The 249-nt window shown below is 70.7% G+C and carries 1 pseudogene; it reads right to left on the reverse strand.

Annotation, left to right across the window (positions count from 1 at the left end):
* Nucleotides 1-216: pseudogene (locus tag SB754_RS22045) on the reverse strand (hypothetical protein); the annotation flags it as partial.
* Nucleotides 217-249: the final 33 nt, after the last annotated feature.

The following is a 249-nucleotide window of genomic DNA, read 5'->3' on the forward strand; positions in this document are numbered from 1 at the left end:
GTAGGGCTCGCACTCGGCGCCGTTGCTGACCAGGGCATCCACCGGCTGCGCCGGATTGAGCTTGACGAAGGTCGGGAAGGAGGCGCCGCCCTGTCCGGCGATGCCGGCGGCGCGTGCAATGTCGCGCAGCACGTGCGGCTCGGCCTGTTCCGGATCCGTGAGCACGTCCCAGTCTGGCGGTGCCGGGGTATCGCTGCCGTCAGTGGCGATCACCACGCAGCGCGCCGGAAGACGTGAGGGATGCGCGAC

The organism is Leifsonia sp. SIMBA_070 (assembly GCF_046534635.1).
In the GTDB taxonomy this organism is placed as follows: domain Bacteria; phylum Actinomycetota; class Actinomycetes; order Actinomycetales; family Microbacteriaceae; genus Leifsonia.